Annotated in this window: 15 protein-coding genes; all 15 read right to left on the bottom strand. The window is 53.9% G+C overall.

Annotated elements, in window-relative coordinates:
- Positions 1–16: 16 nt before the first annotated feature.
- The 15 genes from KNP80_RS03560 to topA all read right to left on the bottom strand — a co-directional run bounded on the left by KNP80_RS03560 (position 17) and on the right by topA (position 14,220).
- A complete protein-coding gene (locus KNP80_RS03560; RefSeq protein WP_021067123.1) occupies positions 17–577 on the bottom strand; it encodes a MotE family protein in 561 nt (186 codons plus the stop codon).
- Between the two features lie 4 nt (positions 578–581).
- Positions 582–1,016, bottom strand: a complete 435-nt coding sequence (locus KNP80_RS03565; protein ID WP_214719435.1) for a flagellar FliJ family protein — start codon at positions 1,014–1,016, stop codon at positions 582–584.
- Positions 1,013–2,332: a flagellar protein export ATPase FliI gene (fliI, locus tag KNP80_RS03570; RefSeq protein WP_214719436.1), complete on the bottom strand. Its 1,320-nt coding sequence runs from the start codon at positions 2,330–2,332 to the stop codon at positions 1,013–1,015. Before fliI ends, KNP80_RS03565 begins: the two co-directional genes overlap by 4 nt.
- The gene (locus KNP80_RS03575) at positions 2,319–3,041 is read right to left on the bottom strand and encodes a FliH/SctL family protein (protein ID WP_214719437.1); all 723 of its coding nucleotides are present in this window, start codon (positions 3,039–3,041) and stop codon (positions 2,319–2,321) included. Before KNP80_RS03575 ends, fliI begins: the two co-directional genes overlap by 14 nt.
- A complete protein-coding gene (gene fliG, locus KNP80_RS03580) occupies positions 3,025–4,032 on the bottom strand; it encodes a flagellar motor switch protein FliG (RefSeq protein ID WP_021067119.1) in 1,008 nt (335 codons plus the stop codon). Before fliG ends, KNP80_RS03575 begins: the two co-directional genes overlap by 17 nt.
- A gap of 5 nt (positions 4,033–4,037) precedes the next feature.
- Positions 4,038–5,606 carry a flagellar basal-body MS-ring/collar protein FliF gene (gene fliF, locus KNP80_RS03585; RefSeq protein ID WP_214719438.1) on the bottom strand — a complete coding sequence of 523 codons (1,569 nt, stop codon included), beginning with the start codon at positions 5,604–5,606 and terminating at the stop codon, positions 4,038–4,040.
- A gap of 21 nt (positions 5,607–5,627) precedes the next feature.
- Complete coding sequence (gene fliE / locus KNP80_RS03590) at positions 5,628–5,912, bottom strand: flagellar hook-basal body complex protein FliE (RefSeq protein ID WP_214719439.1); 285 nt, start codon at positions 5,910–5,912, stop codon at positions 5,628–5,630.
- Between the two features lie 13 nt (positions 5,913–5,925).
- Complete coding sequence (gene flgC, locus KNP80_RS03595) at positions 5,926–6,354, bottom strand: flagellar basal body rod protein FlgC (RefSeq protein WP_214833683.1); 429 nt, start codon at positions 6,352–6,354, stop codon at positions 5,926–5,928.
- A 2-nt stretch (positions 6,355–6,356) separates the two neighbouring features.
- Positions 6,357–6,725, bottom strand: coding sequence for a flagellar basal body rod protein FlgB (gene flgB, locus KNP80_RS03600; protein ID WP_131433917.1), 369 nt, complete (start codon positions 6,723–6,725; stop codon positions 6,357–6,359).
- 273 nt (positions 6,726–6,998) lie between these two features.
- The gene (codY, locus tag KNP80_RS03605) at positions 6,999–7,778 is read right to left on the bottom strand and encodes a GTP-sensing pleiotropic transcriptional regulator CodY (protein ID WP_016508279.1); all 780 of its coding nucleotides are present in this window, start codon (positions 7,776–7,778) and stop codon (positions 6,999–7,001) included.
- A 37-nt stretch (positions 7,779–7,815) separates the two neighbouring features.
- Positions 7,816–9,189 carry an ATP-dependent protease ATPase subunit HslU gene (gene hslU, locus KNP80_RS03610; RefSeq protein WP_214833686.1) on the bottom strand — a complete coding sequence of 458 codons (1,374 nt, stop codon included), beginning with the start codon at positions 9,187–9,189 and terminating at the stop codon, positions 7,816–7,818.
- Complete coding sequence (gene hslV / locus KNP80_RS03615; RefSeq protein ID WP_021067113.1) at positions 9,186–9,734, bottom strand: ATP-dependent protease subunit HslV; 549 nt, start codon at positions 9,732–9,734, stop codon at positions 9,186–9,188. The genes hslU and hslV overlap by 4 nt, the downstream gene beginning before the upstream one ends.
- Positions 9,735–9,745: 11 nt before the next feature.
- On the bottom strand, positions 9,746–10,627 hold the full coding sequence (xerA, locus tag KNP80_RS03620; protein WP_214719441.1) for a site-specific tyrosine recombinase/integron integrase: 882 nt from the start codon (positions 10,625–10,627) through the stop codon (positions 9,746–9,748).
- 186 nt (positions 10,628–10,813) lie between these two features.
- A complete protein-coding gene (gene trmFO, locus KNP80_RS03625; RefSeq protein ID WP_251128877.1) occupies positions 10,814–12,121 on the bottom strand; it encodes an FADH(2)-oxidizing methylenetetrahydrofolate--tRNA-(uracil(54)-C(5))-methyltransferase TrmFO in 1,308 nt (435 codons plus the stop codon).
- Positions 12,122–12,123: 2 nt separating this feature from the next.
- Positions 12,124–14,220 carry a type I DNA topoisomerase gene (gene topA / locus KNP80_RS03630; RefSeq protein WP_214752238.1) on the bottom strand — a complete coding sequence of 699 codons (2,097 nt, stop codon included), beginning with the start codon at positions 14,218–14,220 and terminating at the stop codon, positions 12,124–12,126.
- Positions 14,221–14,233: the final 13 nt, after the last annotated feature.

Below are 14,233 nucleotides of genomic sequence, written 5' to 3' on the forward strand. Positions count from 1 at the left end.
ATGTCCTCCTTTCCAGTCACTGGAGCAACTGGGTGACGACGGCGGCCTGTTGGGCATCCATCCGTCCCAATATGTCGGCTTGTTGCTTCGGCGACAATTCCTTCAATAGGTTCGCCACTTGCGGACTCTCGAGTTCGTTCATGATGGCAGCGGCTTGTTTCGCTGACATCTCTTCATAGACACGAGACACGTCCGAGGTTTCTTCTTCGACCGCACTGGCCGTCGCCAATTCCGCGACGAGTCGGTCCCGTTCCTGAATCAACTTCGAGACTTCTTCTTGTCTAGCCTTCACTTCGTTCGTTAACTCGGCGTTATCGGCCCGAAGCTTCTCAATCTCTGCATTCGCCACTTTCAAGCGATTCGCGGCATCAGTATCCACCCCGGTCACGTTCACGTTCGTCTTCACTTTTTCTTCCGGCTCTTGTTTTGAACCGGTCTCTAGAAACGGGACCGATAACAACGGACGGTCCATCGCATAGTTCATGACGACAATCCCTCCAACGAGTAGAAAGATGGCCGGGACGAGAACGAGCGCGACCAATAGCTGTCTGCCTCGCTTCGTGTTGTCTTTTTCCATCGGTTTACTTCCCTTTCCCGTGATGAATCACTGCCAACTCATCGATGAAATGCTGTTCGATGAGCTTTGTCGCGGCCACTTCATTTTGACTGACTTTTTCATGCAACGTTACATATTTCTTTTCCTCAACGACTTTTCCGAGTAGACGTTCCTGCGACAAATGGTAGCGGTTGCGTGCCTGCTGGACAACGAGTTGCTGTGTCTCGATTTGGCGTTTCAACCGTTCGCGTGTCTGTTCACGGTATTGCGACATTAGCAAGTCGATGACTCCAGCTTGTTCGTCTTGACTCTTCATGAGCGACTCGTACGTCAATACGAGCCGATAGAGCGACTCCATCTCTGTCTCGAACCGCGCTTTATGTTGTCTCATCTCCGTCGCCGACTCTTCTTTCTCGTGTTCTGCGATTGGCATGATGCGCTCTAACAATAATCTGTTCATCGTTCACCTCGCACGATTTGGGCCAGGCGCTCGAGCGATTGCTCGAGCGGGGCCTCTTCTTCGATCGATTGCTTTAAAAACGTCAACAAGTTCGGATACTGCTCGATGGCAGTATCGATGGCCGGGTTCGTCCCTTTTTTATAGGCACCGATGTTGATTAAGTCTTCGGCATCCAAATAGGTGGCCAGCCACCCCCGGAACGTCTGCGCGACCTCCCGATGCATCGGCGTGGCAATTTGGTTCATGACGCGGCTGATTGACTTCAAGACGTGTATCGCCGGGAACTGCCCGCGGTTCGCGAGCGAGCGGTCCATGACGAAGTGTCCGTCTAATATCCCGCGCACCGCATCCGCAATCGGCTCGTTCATATCGTCCCCGTCGACGAGGACGGTGTAGAACGCAGTAATCGATCCTGTCACGGCGGTCCCGCTTCGTTCTAACAGTTGCGGCAGCATCGCAAAGACGGAAGGCGTATACCCTTTGGACGTCGGTGGTTCCCCTGTGGCGAGTCCGATTTCCCGTTGCGCCATGGCGAACCGGGTCACCGAATCCATCATGAGGACGACTTCTTTACCTTGATCGCGGAAGTATTCGGCGATGGCTGTCGCCGTATAAGCTCCTTTCAACCGCACGAGCGGCGGTTGATCGCTCGTCGCCACGATGACGACCGAGCGGGCCATCCCTTCTGGTCCGAGTTCTTTCTCGATGAACTCTTTCACTTCCCGGCCACGCTCTCCGATCAAGGCGATGACGTTGATGTCGGCCGATGATCGTTTGGCAATCATGCCGAGCAATGTTGACTTCCCGACGCCGGAACCTGCGAACAATCCGACCCGCTGTCCTTTCCCGACCGTCAAAAGACCGTCGATGACGCGAACGCCTGTCGAGAGGACGTCTAAAATGCGGGGCCGCTCAAGCGGGTTCGGCGGCTTACGAAGCACGTCGTAACGTGCGCCAGGCGTGTCACCCTCACCGGACAACGGACGGCCGAGACCGTCGAGTACTTGGCCAATCAACTCGTCGCCGACCGGTACTTGAAGCATCCGGCCTGTCCCTTTGACCATACATCCCGGTGCGATTTGCGTCGTTTCGCCGTAAGGCATGAGGAGGACGCGTGCCTCATTGAATCCGACAACTTCGGCTTCGACGTGTTGACCGGATGGTAGCTCGATTAAACAACGTTCACCGATAAAAGCACTCGGTCCATTCGACTCGATCATCAGACCGACGACCCGACAAACGCGTCCGACTTTTCGGACGTATTCGTCATCGGGCGAGGACACAATCGACTCGAGTACGCGGTCAATAAGCGCCATCGGCCAGGACCTCCTTGATTTTGGAGCGTACGCGGTCAAAGCTATAGCTCAAATCGAGCTCATCCCCGTGATGCGGGGTCTCAATCCTTACGCTCGTCTCATCCAAACCTGCATCCGCCCGGTATTTGATGCCCGGGCCGTCTGGGATGACCCAGTCCGCTTCAAAGCGTTGAATCGAGGCGAGTCGCGTTGGATGGACGTATACCGTCAATGATTCTGCATCGAGTTGACGGAGCAACTGTTCACGGACCCGGTCGGCGAACAACACCTCATCGTTTCGGACGAGTTCTGTCGTCACGCGAGCGCTGACCTCGACGGCGAGGGCGACGAGCTGTTGCTCGGCGTCCCGCCATTTCGTGTCAAACAACTGCTCGAGTTCGACGCTGACGGTGTTTAACCGGGTCGTCAATTCGTCATACTCGGCCTTGCCGTCCCGTCTTCCTTGGTCAAAGCCTGCTTCATAGCCTTCTTGCCTAGCCGACGCGAGCACTTCTTCCCTTAAGTCGGTGAGTTCTTGCTCCATCGCCGTGCGGCGCGCTTCGAGTTCGGCTGCTTGCTCGTCTAGCTGCGCACGTGTTTGGGCCAACCGCTCCCGCTCTTCATCCTGGTGTAGCGTACTCACCGGCTCGAGGAACGGCTTTGAATCAATCCGTTGCGGTTCGAGTGGTGTCGCATAGTGGCGTTTGATTACGTTAGACAACGATGTCATCTCCTCCACCGCGGCTGATTACGATTTCTCCGACGTCTTCTAGGCGACGGATGATGCCGACGATACGGCTTTGTGCCTCTTCGACGTCACGCAACCGGACAGGCCCCATGAATTCCATGTCTTCTTTGAACGTTTCGACCATTCGTTGCGACATGTTTTTGAAGATAATCTGTTTGACTTCGTCGGACGAGACTTTGAGGGCGAGCAAAAGATCGTCGTTCGCCACTTCGCGGATAATCCGCTGAATCGCCCGCGAATCGAGTGTAACGATATCCTCGAAGACGAACATCCGTTTTTTGATTTCTTCGGCCAATTCCGGGTCTTCGATTTCAAGCGCATCGAGAATCGTACGCTCTGTAGTACGGTCGACGCCGTTGAGCACTTCGACGACCGCCTCGATGCCACCGGATTGGGCATAGTCTTGCATATCCGTTTGGGACAAGTTCTTCTCGAGAATCTGTTCAATCTCATGAATCACGTCCGGGTTGAGTCGGTCCATCGTCGCGATCCGTTTGGCGACTTCCGACTGAATCTCAGGCGGGAGCTCAGACAAAATTTGTCCTGACTTGACCGGTTCGAGATGCGCCAAAATCAAGGCGATCGTTTGCGGATGTTCGTTTTGGATAAAGTTCAACAGCTGTTTCGGGTCGGCCTTGCGGGCGAACTCGAACGGTCGGACTTGAAGCGTCGAGGTGAGGCGGTGGATGAGGGCCATCGCCTTCTCTTCTCCGACCGCTTTCTCGAGCACCGTTTTCGCGAATCCGATGCCACCTTGCGTGATATAGCTCTGCGCCATAGCGAGCTCGTGGAACTCACCCATGATGGCTTCTTTTTGTTCGGATGATACTTTTTTCAACGCCGAAATCTGGAGCGTCAATTGCTCCATCTCTTCTTCGGACAGATGCTTGTAGACGCTCGCTGCCACTTCAGGTCCAAGCGAGATCATGAGCATGGCCGCTTTTTCTCGGTTCGGTTGTTTGGCGTAATTCACAGTACTCACTCCTCAGACATCCATGTACGGAGAAGTTTGGCGAACTCTTCAGGGTTGCTCTCTGCCAATTTCTCCAACTGTTTCTTCTTGACGGCCCCTTCGCCCCGTTCTTCGAGGTCGAGGTCCGGCACTTCGTCTTCATATGGGACTTCCCACTCGTTCGACTCGGCTACGGGTTCGCGGTTGCGCTTGCGCATCGCGAAGAACAAGAGCGCGAGCAAGACGACGGCACCGGCTGCGGCGGCATACATCCACCATTGCGTCGGTTGTTCGACCGCGGCCGCTTCTTCCGTTTCTGCGAACGGACGTGAGACGACGACGACTTTCTGTTCAAGTTCCGCCTCAGTGAGTGCCTCTCCAGTCTTGGCGAGTGACGTTCGGATAATCGAGTACATCATCGTCTCGAGGTCACCCTCGAGCTGAGGATCGATCGTCGTCGCCCCGTTCGGTGGTTCGACAATCAATTGGACGCCGAGGTCACGAATCGAGTACGGTGCGTTTTGAATCTGTTTCGTAATTCGGTTGACTTCATAATTGATGATTTCATGATTCTTTTCGCTCTCTTCTTCCCCGGTGCCCGTGGCAGCCGGGAAATTGACCGTATCGTTCTCGGCCGTGCCGGCAGCGGTTGCTGCGCCGGTTCCGCCCGTATATGCCTCAGCAATCCGTTCCGCCGAAGTGACGATGCCTTCCATGCTGTCCTCGTTGACAGGTGTCACAAGGTTTTGCTCTTCAGCAGATTGCGTCGTGTCGATATCGGCCGTGACCGAGACGAGCACGCTTCGTTCCCCGAGCAACACCGACAACATTTGTTGAATCTGTTGACGAACGTCTTTCTCGACTTGGCGTTTCAAGACGAGCGGGTCGGTCGATGATCCACCGGCCGTCGTCGTCTGGTCTAAATCGTAATACGTGAAATATTGGTCCATGACTGAGATATTTTCAGGTTTCAAGTTAGGTACGCTCTTACTGATTAAATGATAGAGCCCTTTCACCGTGGCCGGCTCAAGATTCGTACCAGCTCCTAAATTTAGGACGATGGAGGCCGTCGGTTCACCTTGATCTTCGGCCAAGAAGACCGATTTTTCTGGAATCGAGATGATGACTTTCGCCTGGTTGATCCCTTCGATTTGCGTGATCAACCGTTCGAGCTCGGTCTGCATCGCGCTCCGCTCGATGACGGCCATCTCACGGTCCGTCGTTCCGAAGCCAGCGTTCTCGCTGAAGAAGCTATAATCGATTGCTCCCGATTTCGGGATGCCTGCTGCCGCCAGACTGACTTTCAGTTGGTCGACTTGCTCACTCGGCACGTAGACGCTGACACCGTTCGAAGTCGCTTTAATCTCAGCCTTCACGCCGTCGGCCGTCAGCTGTTCCGTCACCTCGCCCGCCTCTTGGGCGGACAGGTTCGTATAGAGCGGGGCCATGTTCGGACGCGACAGCCAGACGGTCAAGAGCACCGCGACGAGAAGCACGCCGGCGATGACGAGACCCCAAATGATTTTACGGTTCGTTTTTATCGTTTGAAGCGAACCGGTCAGTGAACCGAATCGTTCTTTTAACTTTTCATTCATCGCTACTCGTCATCCTCTACTTTAAACTTGCATTCGCATCATTTCTTGATAGGCCTCGACTGCTTTGTTGCGCACCTCTATCGCGAGTTGCATCGCAATCGACGACTCTTCACTTTGTATCATGACTTGATGTAAATCGGCCTTGCCGACGGCGAGGTCGGCTCGGGCCGCGCTCGTCGCTTGTTGGACGTCATTTAACGAGCGCATGGCCTCGTTCAAATACGTTCCGAACTGGGACGGCGTCTCTTTCACCGCCGGCGCGACCGTCGGCTGTGTGCCCATCAATTGAATCGGGTTGATTTGCATGTATCGTCACTCCTTATCCTTTGCCAATTTCCATCGCTTTGACGAGCATCGCCTTCGTGGCGTTCATCGCGGCGATGTTCGCCTCGTACGACCGCGTCGCCCCCATCAAGTCGACCATTTCTTTCAATAGGTCGACGTTTGGCATCTGGACATAACCGCGGTCATCCGAATCAGGATGACTCGGGTCATAGACGAGCTTGTACGGACTCTCATCTTCCACAATCTGTGAGACTTCGACGCCGCCGCTGACAGCGGACAGCTGTTGGCGAAACGGCGCTTCCTGCATCACGGTCATTTTTCGTGTATACGGTTTCCACTCCCCGTCGACGAGTTTGCCGCGTGTCGTCTGGGCGTTCGCGATGTTCGCGGACACCGTGTCCATCCGTAACCGCTGCGACGTCAGTGCCGTCGCCGAAATATGAAAACTATCAAACATGCCCATCGTCAACGTCCTCCTCTAATGACGGTTTTGAGTCCGCCGAGTCGGCGGTTCAACTGTTCCATCATCGCTTCATATTGAAGCTGGTTCCGTGCCAATTCGCTCATCTCGTAATCGAGATCGACGTTATTGCCGTCACTTCGCATCGCACCTCCGGCCCGATCCGTGATCGTCGTCGCCGCGCGCTCGCTCGGACGACCGCCTGCCAGCTTGAGACGCATCTCGTTGTTCAGCGTCTGTTCGAACACGGCTTGCTTCGCCCGGAAGTTCGGGGTATCGATATTCGATAGGTTATGGCTGATGACTTTTTGATTTACGACCGAATGATTGATCGCTTGCTTCATTAATTGATAGTCGCTGCCAATCCAATTCATGCGTTTCACTCGCTTTCACTAAAAGAATGCATGTATATACCTTATTTGGAAAATCCACTATTTCATTGAAACAAATCTGTAACAGTCTTGAAAGATATTTTTATTAAAACAGGTAAATGCTGTCTTCTGTTTTTGTCGAATTTACGACGAATTCTGAAAATAATTACTTTTGAACTAAAAAAAGTCGCCCCCATTACATTGGGAGCGACTTTGTAAGTCGAAAGTCCTATATCGTTAGGCTTTCTGATATTCATCAAGTAAATCTGATTTATTTCAGTTCGATTTCAACTTCTGTAATTCAAACAAGAAGTTATCATTCAATATCTTAATATATGTTCCTTTCATCCCGAGTGAACGCGACTCGATGACACCCGCACTTTCCAATTTACGGAGCGCGTTGACGATGACCGAACGTGTAATTCCCACACGGTCGGCAATTTTGGAAGCAACTAGTAAACCTTCATTGCCGCCAAGCTCTTCGAAGATGTGCTCGATCGCTTCAAGCTCAGAATACGAGAGCGAATTGATCGCCATTTGGACGACCGCTTTTTTACGGGCTGACGCCTCGGCTTCGGCCGCTTTCTCACGAAGAATCTCCATCCCTACGACCGTCGCGCTATATTCGGCCAAGACGAGGTCGTCTTCCGTGAACTCGTTGTTGAGCCGGCCGAGCACGAGTGTACCGAGACGCTCGCCGCCACCGATGATTGGAACGATCGTCGTCATCGAGTCGAGGAACAACTCACGGTTCTCGACCGGGAACGCCGTGTACTCACTGTCGATGCCGATATTTTCCGTCGTCTCTTTGACGTTGAACAAGTTCGAGGCGTATGGCTCCGGGAATTGACGGTCGACCAAGAACGCCTTCATGCGTTCGTTCTCGATTTGTTGTTTGATGGCAAAACCGAGCAAGCGGCCCCGACGACTGACGATGAACGTGTTTGCTTCGAGTACTTCGCGCATCTTATCCGCCATTTCTTTAAAGTCTACGTGTGCGCTTGCCTCTTGTTGAAGCATCGTGTTCAATTGGCGTGTTTTGTCTAGTAAGTTCATAATTCTTATTTTCCTCCCTGTATGTGCATACAGAATCTTATAGTATAAATTGGCTAAGGTCTCGATCTTCCGCAATCGAGCCGACTTTCTCTTTGACATAGGCCGGTGTGATTTGAACATGCGTTTGCGGCATGTCGGCCGCCTCGAACGACAAGTCTTCAAGGACGCGCTCCATGATCGTGTACAAGCGGCGGGCCCCGATGTCATCCGTCTCTCGGTTGACGTGCGTCGCAATGCGCGCAATCTCCTCGATGGCCGGATGCGTGAACTCGACGCTAATCTCCTCCGACTCGAGGAGTGCCGTGTACTGCTTGATGAGCGCCTGGGACGGTTCCGTCAAAATCTTAACGAAGTCCTCCTCGGTCAGGCTGCTCAGTTCAACACGAATCGGGAACCGACCTTGCAGTTCAGGAATCAAGTCGGACGGCTTCGCCATATGGAACGCTCCGGCGGCGATGAAGAGCACATGGTCCGTCTTGACCGGACCATACTTCGTGACGACGGTCGATCCTTCGACGATCGGCAAGATGTCACGCTGGACGCCATCTCGTGAGACACCGGCATGGTCTTGAGACTTCGTCGCAATCTTATCGATCTCATCGACGAAGATGATGCCCATCTGTTCACTGCGGCGCACGGCCTCGTCATGAACCTCGTTCATATCGAGCAAGCTTTCCGCTTCCTCGGCGATGATGAGCGGACGTGCCTCACGGACCGGCAACTTGCGTTTCTTCCGTTTCTTCGGCACGATTTGCCCGAGCATGTCCTGCAAGTTCGATAACCCTTCCATACCTTGCCCTTGGAACAAGTCGACGGTCTGCTTCTCCTCGAGGTTGACCTCAATCAATCGCTCCTCGAGTTCACCGAGTTCGAGCAAGCGACGCAACTGTGCGCGGTCGGACGACTGCGTGTTAGTCGGCTCCTCGGTCTTTTGGGTTTGGCCGCCGAACAGCGCCTCGAACGGGTTCGAAGCAGTGGTCGGTTCGACTTTTGCCTTCCCTTGCAAAGCGTCGAGGATGCGTTCCGTCGCAGCGACTTCGGCTTGCTCTTTCACGCCTTCCTTTTTCTCTTCCTTCACGAGACGGACCGATGCTTCGACGAGGTCACGGACCATCGATTCGACATCGCGGCCGACGTAGCCGACTTCCGTGAATTTCGTGGCCTCGACTTTGACGAACGGCGCGCCGACGAGTTTGGCCAGGCGGCGTGCGATCTCCGTCTTCCCGACACCGGTCGGTCCGATCATCAAGATGTTCTTCGGTGTCACTTCATCACTCAGGTCGGCACTCAACTTTTGGCGACGGTACCGGTTGCGGAGTGCGATGGCGACGGCGCGCTTGGCATCCTTTTGTCCGATGACGAAGCGGTCTAGCTCCGCTACGATTTGGCGTGGTGTCAGTTCACGTTTCATTCAGAATCGCCTCCGATCGTTTCTACGATGACTTGGTCGTTTGTATAGACGCACAACTCTCCGGCAATCTCAAGAGCGGCGCGGGCTATGTCTTCCGCTGATTTCTCAGGCGAATGGCGCACGAGCGCGCGCCCGGCAGCGAGCGCATAGTTCCCGCCCGAACCGATCGCTAAAATGCCATCATCCGGTTCAATCACTTCGCCGTTCCCAGACACGAGCAGTAGGTGCTCACGGTCCATGACAATCAAGAGCGCTTCGAGTTGACGGAGCATCTTATCCCCGCGCCACTCTTTGGCCAGCTCGACGGCCGCACGCGGCAAGTTTCCGTTATACATCTCTAGCTTTGATTCAAACTTCTCGAACAGGGTGAATGCGTCGGCAACGCTTCCGGCGAATCCGGCGACGACTTTACCGCCGTAGAGACGTCTTACTTTTTTGGCCTTGTTTTTCATGATGACGGCGTTTCCGAACGTGACTTGTCCATCCCCGCTCATAGCACCATGCCCGTTGTGACGAACTGCGAAAATCGTGGTTGCGTGAAACATCTGATGACCTCCTACTTTCTCGGATGTGTGGCTTGATAGACCGCTCGCAAGCGTTCCGTCGAGACGTGGGTGTAACGCCCCGTCGTCGAGAGCGACTCGTGGCCGAGCAACTCTTGGACGGCACGGAGGTCGGCCCCGCGCTCGAGCAAGTCCGTCGCAAAACTATGACGGAGCGAGTGAGGCGTCAACGGCTTATGCAGGCCGCCTTGTTTCCTCAGACGCTTCATGACGTAGCGAATTTGGTCTGTTGTCACTCGATTCCCTTTTTGACTGAGGAATAATGCCGTTTCTTGGGGGGAAGCGCATGTTCGGCGTGCATCGAGATAACGATTAAGCGCCTCGATGGCGAACTGCCCGATTGGAATGTAGCGTTCTTTCTTCCCTTTCCCGACGACATGCACGAAGGCGAGTTCGGCATCGTAAGACGACACGTCCATCCCGCACAACTCGGCGACGCGCATGCCTGTCCCGTATAGCATCTCGACGATGGCGACATCACGGGCCCTCAGGAACGGATCATCTTGTCCGTCCGCGGTCGCGATGAGCTGTTCGACCTCGCTCGGCACGGCGAACGTCGGAAGCGTCTTGCGCCGCTTCGGTGACGTCAGGCCGTGGAACAGTGGATCGACACCCGTCTCCCGTGCCACAAATTTCCCGAATTGTTTGAGGCACGACACTTTTTGGGCGACCGTCGTCGTGGCGTTGTCCGTCTCATAAAGGGCATATAAATAACGCCGCGCCGACTGCACATCATACGGATCTTGATGTGTCGATTGGCAATAAGCGGCGTACTGGTCGAGCGTCTGCTCGTAAGAGCGTTTAGTATGAGGAGACAGTCGGCGTTCGACTTGGCAATAGCGCAAAAATGACTGTTGATCGTCACCGAATCCCATTCTCTCGCCCCCTCGTTTTCAGCTTAAAAACGCATGTTCCCGTCAAATCGAAATTAGCATAGCACACACCGTCAGAGGTGACAATAGATAGCCCTTCAATAATCTGAAAATTTTCAAAGTGTTGTACAAATTACACAATTGAAATTTAAATTCACAAAAAAGGAGCCAAAAAATGGCTCCTTTCCCTTAAATCTCTTTATATTGCTGAATCGTTTCAAGGGCACGGTTCGCATAACGTTCGTACCGTTCTTGTTTCTTCATTTTCTTCGGCGCATCTTCTAGCGACGGCACGAGCCCGAAGTTTGCGTTCATCGGTTGGAAGTGCTTGCCGTCCGTCGTCGTGATATAGTGCGCCATCGAACCGAGCATCGTCTCGCGTGGCAAGACGACGAGTTCTTCACCGGCAATCAGTTTCGCTGCGTTAATCCCAGCGAGGAGCCCTGACGCCGCCGATTCGACGTACCCTTCCACACCGGTCATCTGCCCGGCGAAGAACAACGTGTCGCGTGTCCGCGCCTGATACGTCGGTTTCAACAGGCTCGGCGAGTTGATGAACGTGTTCCGGTGCATGACACCGTAGCGCACGATCTCCGCGTTCTCGAGACCTGGGATGAGTTGAAGGATGCGTTTCTGTTCGCCCCATTTGAGGTGGGTCTGGAAACCGACCAAGTTGAACAGCGTGCCGGCCGAGTTGTCTTGACGTAACTGCACGACCGCGTGCGGACGTTTGCCCGTCTTCGGATCTTCAAGGCCGACCGGTTTCATCGGTCCGAACAAGAGCGTCTTCTTGCCGCGTTGGGCGAGGACTTCAAACGGCATGCAGCCTTCGAAGTAAATCTCTTTCTCGAACTCTTTGAGCGGGACGACTTCTGCTTTGACGAGCTCGTCGTAGAACACGTCGAACTCTTCTTCCGTCATCGGACAGTTGAGGTACGCCGCCTCACCTTTGTCGTAACGTGATTTCAAATAGACCTTGTCCCGGTCGATCGTCTCGCCGTCTAAAATCGGTGCCGCGGCGTCGTAGAAGTAAAGGTAATCTTCCCCTGTGAACGCTTTGAGCGAAGCCGAGAGGTCCGGTGACGTGAGCGGACCGGTCGCCATGATGACGATCCCGTCCGGAATCGCCGTGATTTCTTCGTTGTGCACCGTCACGTTCGGATGGTTTTTCAACGTGTCCGTCACGAAGCCGGCGAAGTCATGACGGTCGACGGCGAGAGCGCCGCCGGCCGGTACGCTTGCCGTGTCGGCCGCTTTCAAGATGAGCGAGTCGAGCGTGCGCATCTCTTCTTTCAAGACGCCGACCGCGTTTTGGAGCCCGTTCGCTCGTAGCGAGTTCGAGCAGACCAGTTCAGCGAATTGGTCCGTATGGTGTGCCGGTGTCTTTCGGACCGGTCTCATTTCATACAAATCGACTTGAATTCCGCGTTTCGCGAGTTGCCAAGCCGCCTCGGAGCCGGCGAGGCCCGCTCCGATCACAGTTACACGTTGCTGCAAAGTTAATCCTCCTCTAACTGATGTACCTCGGCATGGGTACAGTTCGTACATTGATATTTCACACCGTCTTTAATTTTTTTCTCGACCATCATTTTACCACATTCCGGACACGGTTTCGCGACCGGCTTGTCCCATGAGACGAACTCACAGTCTGGATAGTTCGAGCAACCATAGAACAGACGACCCTTTTTACTGCGTCGTTCGACGACTTGTCCGTCTTTGCAGCTCGGACACGGGACGCCAATCTCGACTTGTACCGGTTTCGTGTTCGTACAGTTCGGGAAGTTCGAGCATGCCATGAATTTCCCGTAACGGCCCATCTTGATGACCATCGGCGAACCGCACACTTCGCAGTCGATGCCGGCCGGCTCATCTTTCACTTCGATTTTCTCAATCTCCGATTCCGCCCGTTTCAAACGCTTCTCGAAACTGCGATAGATTGGAGCGACGACTTCCGTCCATTGGACTTCCTCGTTCTCAATCGAGTCGAGGAGCGTCTCCATGTCGGCCGTGAACTGGACGGTGATGAAGTCGTTGAAGTACTCATCGATCATCTCGATGACGAGTTCGCCGAGTTCTGTCGGAACGAACTTCTTCTCTTCAAGGACGACGTATCCGCGTTTTTGAATCGTATCGAGCGTCGGTGCATACGTCGACGGACGACCGATCCCGAGTTCTTCCATCGCCCGGACGAGGCGCGCCTCACTGTATCGTGGCGGCGGTTGTGTGAAGTGCTGTTTCGGTTCGATCGTCTCGAACTTGACGAGGTCATCCACTTCGAGCGGCGGGAGCAACCCTTCTTTCTCCGGGTTCGTGTCTTCGATATCTTCATCTTTCGATTCGATATACACTTTCATGAAACCAGGGAATTTGACGGTCGACCCGTTGGCACGGAAAGTCATACCGTTCGACTCGACGTCGATTTTCACCGTATCGAGGATGGCCGGCGCCATTTGGCTCGCGACGAGACGCTCCCAAATCAACTTGTACAACCGGAGCTGGTCACGTGACAAGTACGCTTTCACCGAGGCCGGGTCGCGTAACGCCGAAGTCGGACGAATCGCTTCGTGGGCGTCCTGAGCGTTCGCGGCTTTCTTTTCTTTTTGTTTTTGCAACGCGACGTACTCTTCTCCGAACGTGGATTCGATATACTCTTTCGCTTCTGCTTTTGCCAAATCCGAGATGCGCGTCGAGTCGGTACGCATATACGTGATCAAACCGACGGTGCCTTCTTTCTTGCCGAGGTCGATCCCTTCGTATAGCTGTTGCGCGAGCATCATCGTCTTCTTGGCACGGAAGTTCAATTTACGGGCCGCATCTTGCTGGAGCGAACTCGTCGTGAACGGGAGCGACGCGTTGCGCTTCCGCTCTTTCTTCGTGACGTCGATGACTTTAAATGAGTCGTCAATCGCTTTGAGCACCGCGTCGGCATCCGCCTCGCTCTTGAGCTCCATTTTTTTCCCGTCTTTTCCATAAAACGAAGTCTCGAACGATTCGCCTTCATGGTTGAGGGTGAGTTTGATGGTCCAATACTCTTCTGGGTCGAAGGCATTGATTTCCCGCTCCCGGTCGATAATCATTTTAACGGCCACGGATTGAACGCGTCCGGCCGATAATCCTTTTTTGACTTTCTTCCATAGTAATGGGCTCATCCCGTATCCGACGAGACGGTCCAAAATTCGACGCGCCTGCTGGGCATCGACGAGGTCATGGTTGATTTTACGTGGGTGTTTGAACGACTCTTTAATCGCATCTTTCGTGATCTCGTTAAAGACGACGCGACATTCCGTCGTTTCGTCGACACCGAGGGCACGTGCTAAATGCCAAGCAATCGCTTCCCCTTCGCGATCCGGGTCAGCCGCGAGAAAGATTTTCGTCGCTTTTTTGGCTGCCGTCTTCAATTCTTTCAAAACTGGACCTTTGCCACGGATCGTGATGTACTTCGGTTCAAAGTCATGTTCCACGTCGACACCGAGTTGACTTTTCGGTAAATCGATGACGTGACCCATCGAAGCCTTGACCGTGTAATTCGATCCTAAATAACGTTTAATGGTTTTCGCTTTCGCGGGTGATTCGACGATCACCAAGTATTTTGCCATACATCTGCTCCCC

This window comes from Exiguobacterium sp. E4787 (assembly GCF_018618375.1).
GTDB classification, from domain to species: domain Bacteria; phylum Bacillota; class Bacilli; order Exiguobacteriales; family Exiguobacteriaceae; genus Exiguobacterium; species Exiguobacterium chiriqhucha.

Bases quoted from the DNA above. Each gene is read 5' to 3' on its own strand.
- KNP80_RS03560 (WP_021067123.1), bottom strand. From the start codon at position 577: ATGGAAAAAGACAACACGAAGCGAGGCAGACAGCTATTGGTCGCGCTC.
- KNP80_RS03565 (WP_214719435.1), bottom strand. From the start codon at position 1,016: ATGAACAGATTATTGTTAGAGCGCATCATGCCAATCGCAGAACACGAG.
- fliI (WP_214719436.1), bottom strand. From the start codon at position 2,332: ATGGCGCTTATTGACCGCGTACTCGAGTCGATTGTGTCCTCGCCCGAT.
- KNP80_RS03575 (WP_214719437.1), bottom strand. From the start codon at position 3,041: ATGACATCGTTGTCTAACGTAATCAAACGCCACTATGCGACACCACTC.
- fliF (WP_214719438.1), bottom strand. From the start codon at position 5,606: ATGAATGAAAAGTTAAAAGAACGATTCGGTTCACTGACCGGTTCGCTT.
- fliE (WP_214719439.1), bottom strand. From the start codon at position 5,912: ATGCAAATCAACCCGATTCAATTGATGGGCACACAGCCGACGGTCGCG.
- flgC (WP_214833683.1), bottom strand. From the start codon at position 6,354: ATGGGCATGTTTGATAGTTTTCATATTTCGGCGACGGCACTGACGTCG.
- flgB (WP_131433917.1), bottom strand. From the start codon at position 6,725: ATGAATTGGATTGGCAGCGACTATCAATTAATGAAGCAAGCGATCAAT.
- codY (WP_016508279.1), bottom strand. From the start codon at position 7,778: ATGAACTTACTAGACAAAACACGCCAATTGAACACGATGCTTCAACAA.
- hslU (WP_214833686.1), bottom strand. From the start codon at position 9,189: ATGAAACGTGAACTGACACCACGCCAAATCGTAGCGGAGCTAGACCGC.
- hslV (WP_021067113.1), bottom strand. From the start codon at position 9,734: ATGTTTCACGCAACCACGATTTTCGCAGTTCGTCACAACGGGCATGGT.
- xerA (WP_214719441.1), bottom strand. From the start codon at position 10,627: ATGGGATTCGGTGACGATCAACAGTCATTTTTGCGCTATTGCCAAGTC.
- topA (WP_214752238.1), bottom strand. From the start codon at position 14,220: ATGGCAAAATACTTGGTGATCGTCGAATCACCCGCGAAAGCGAAAACC.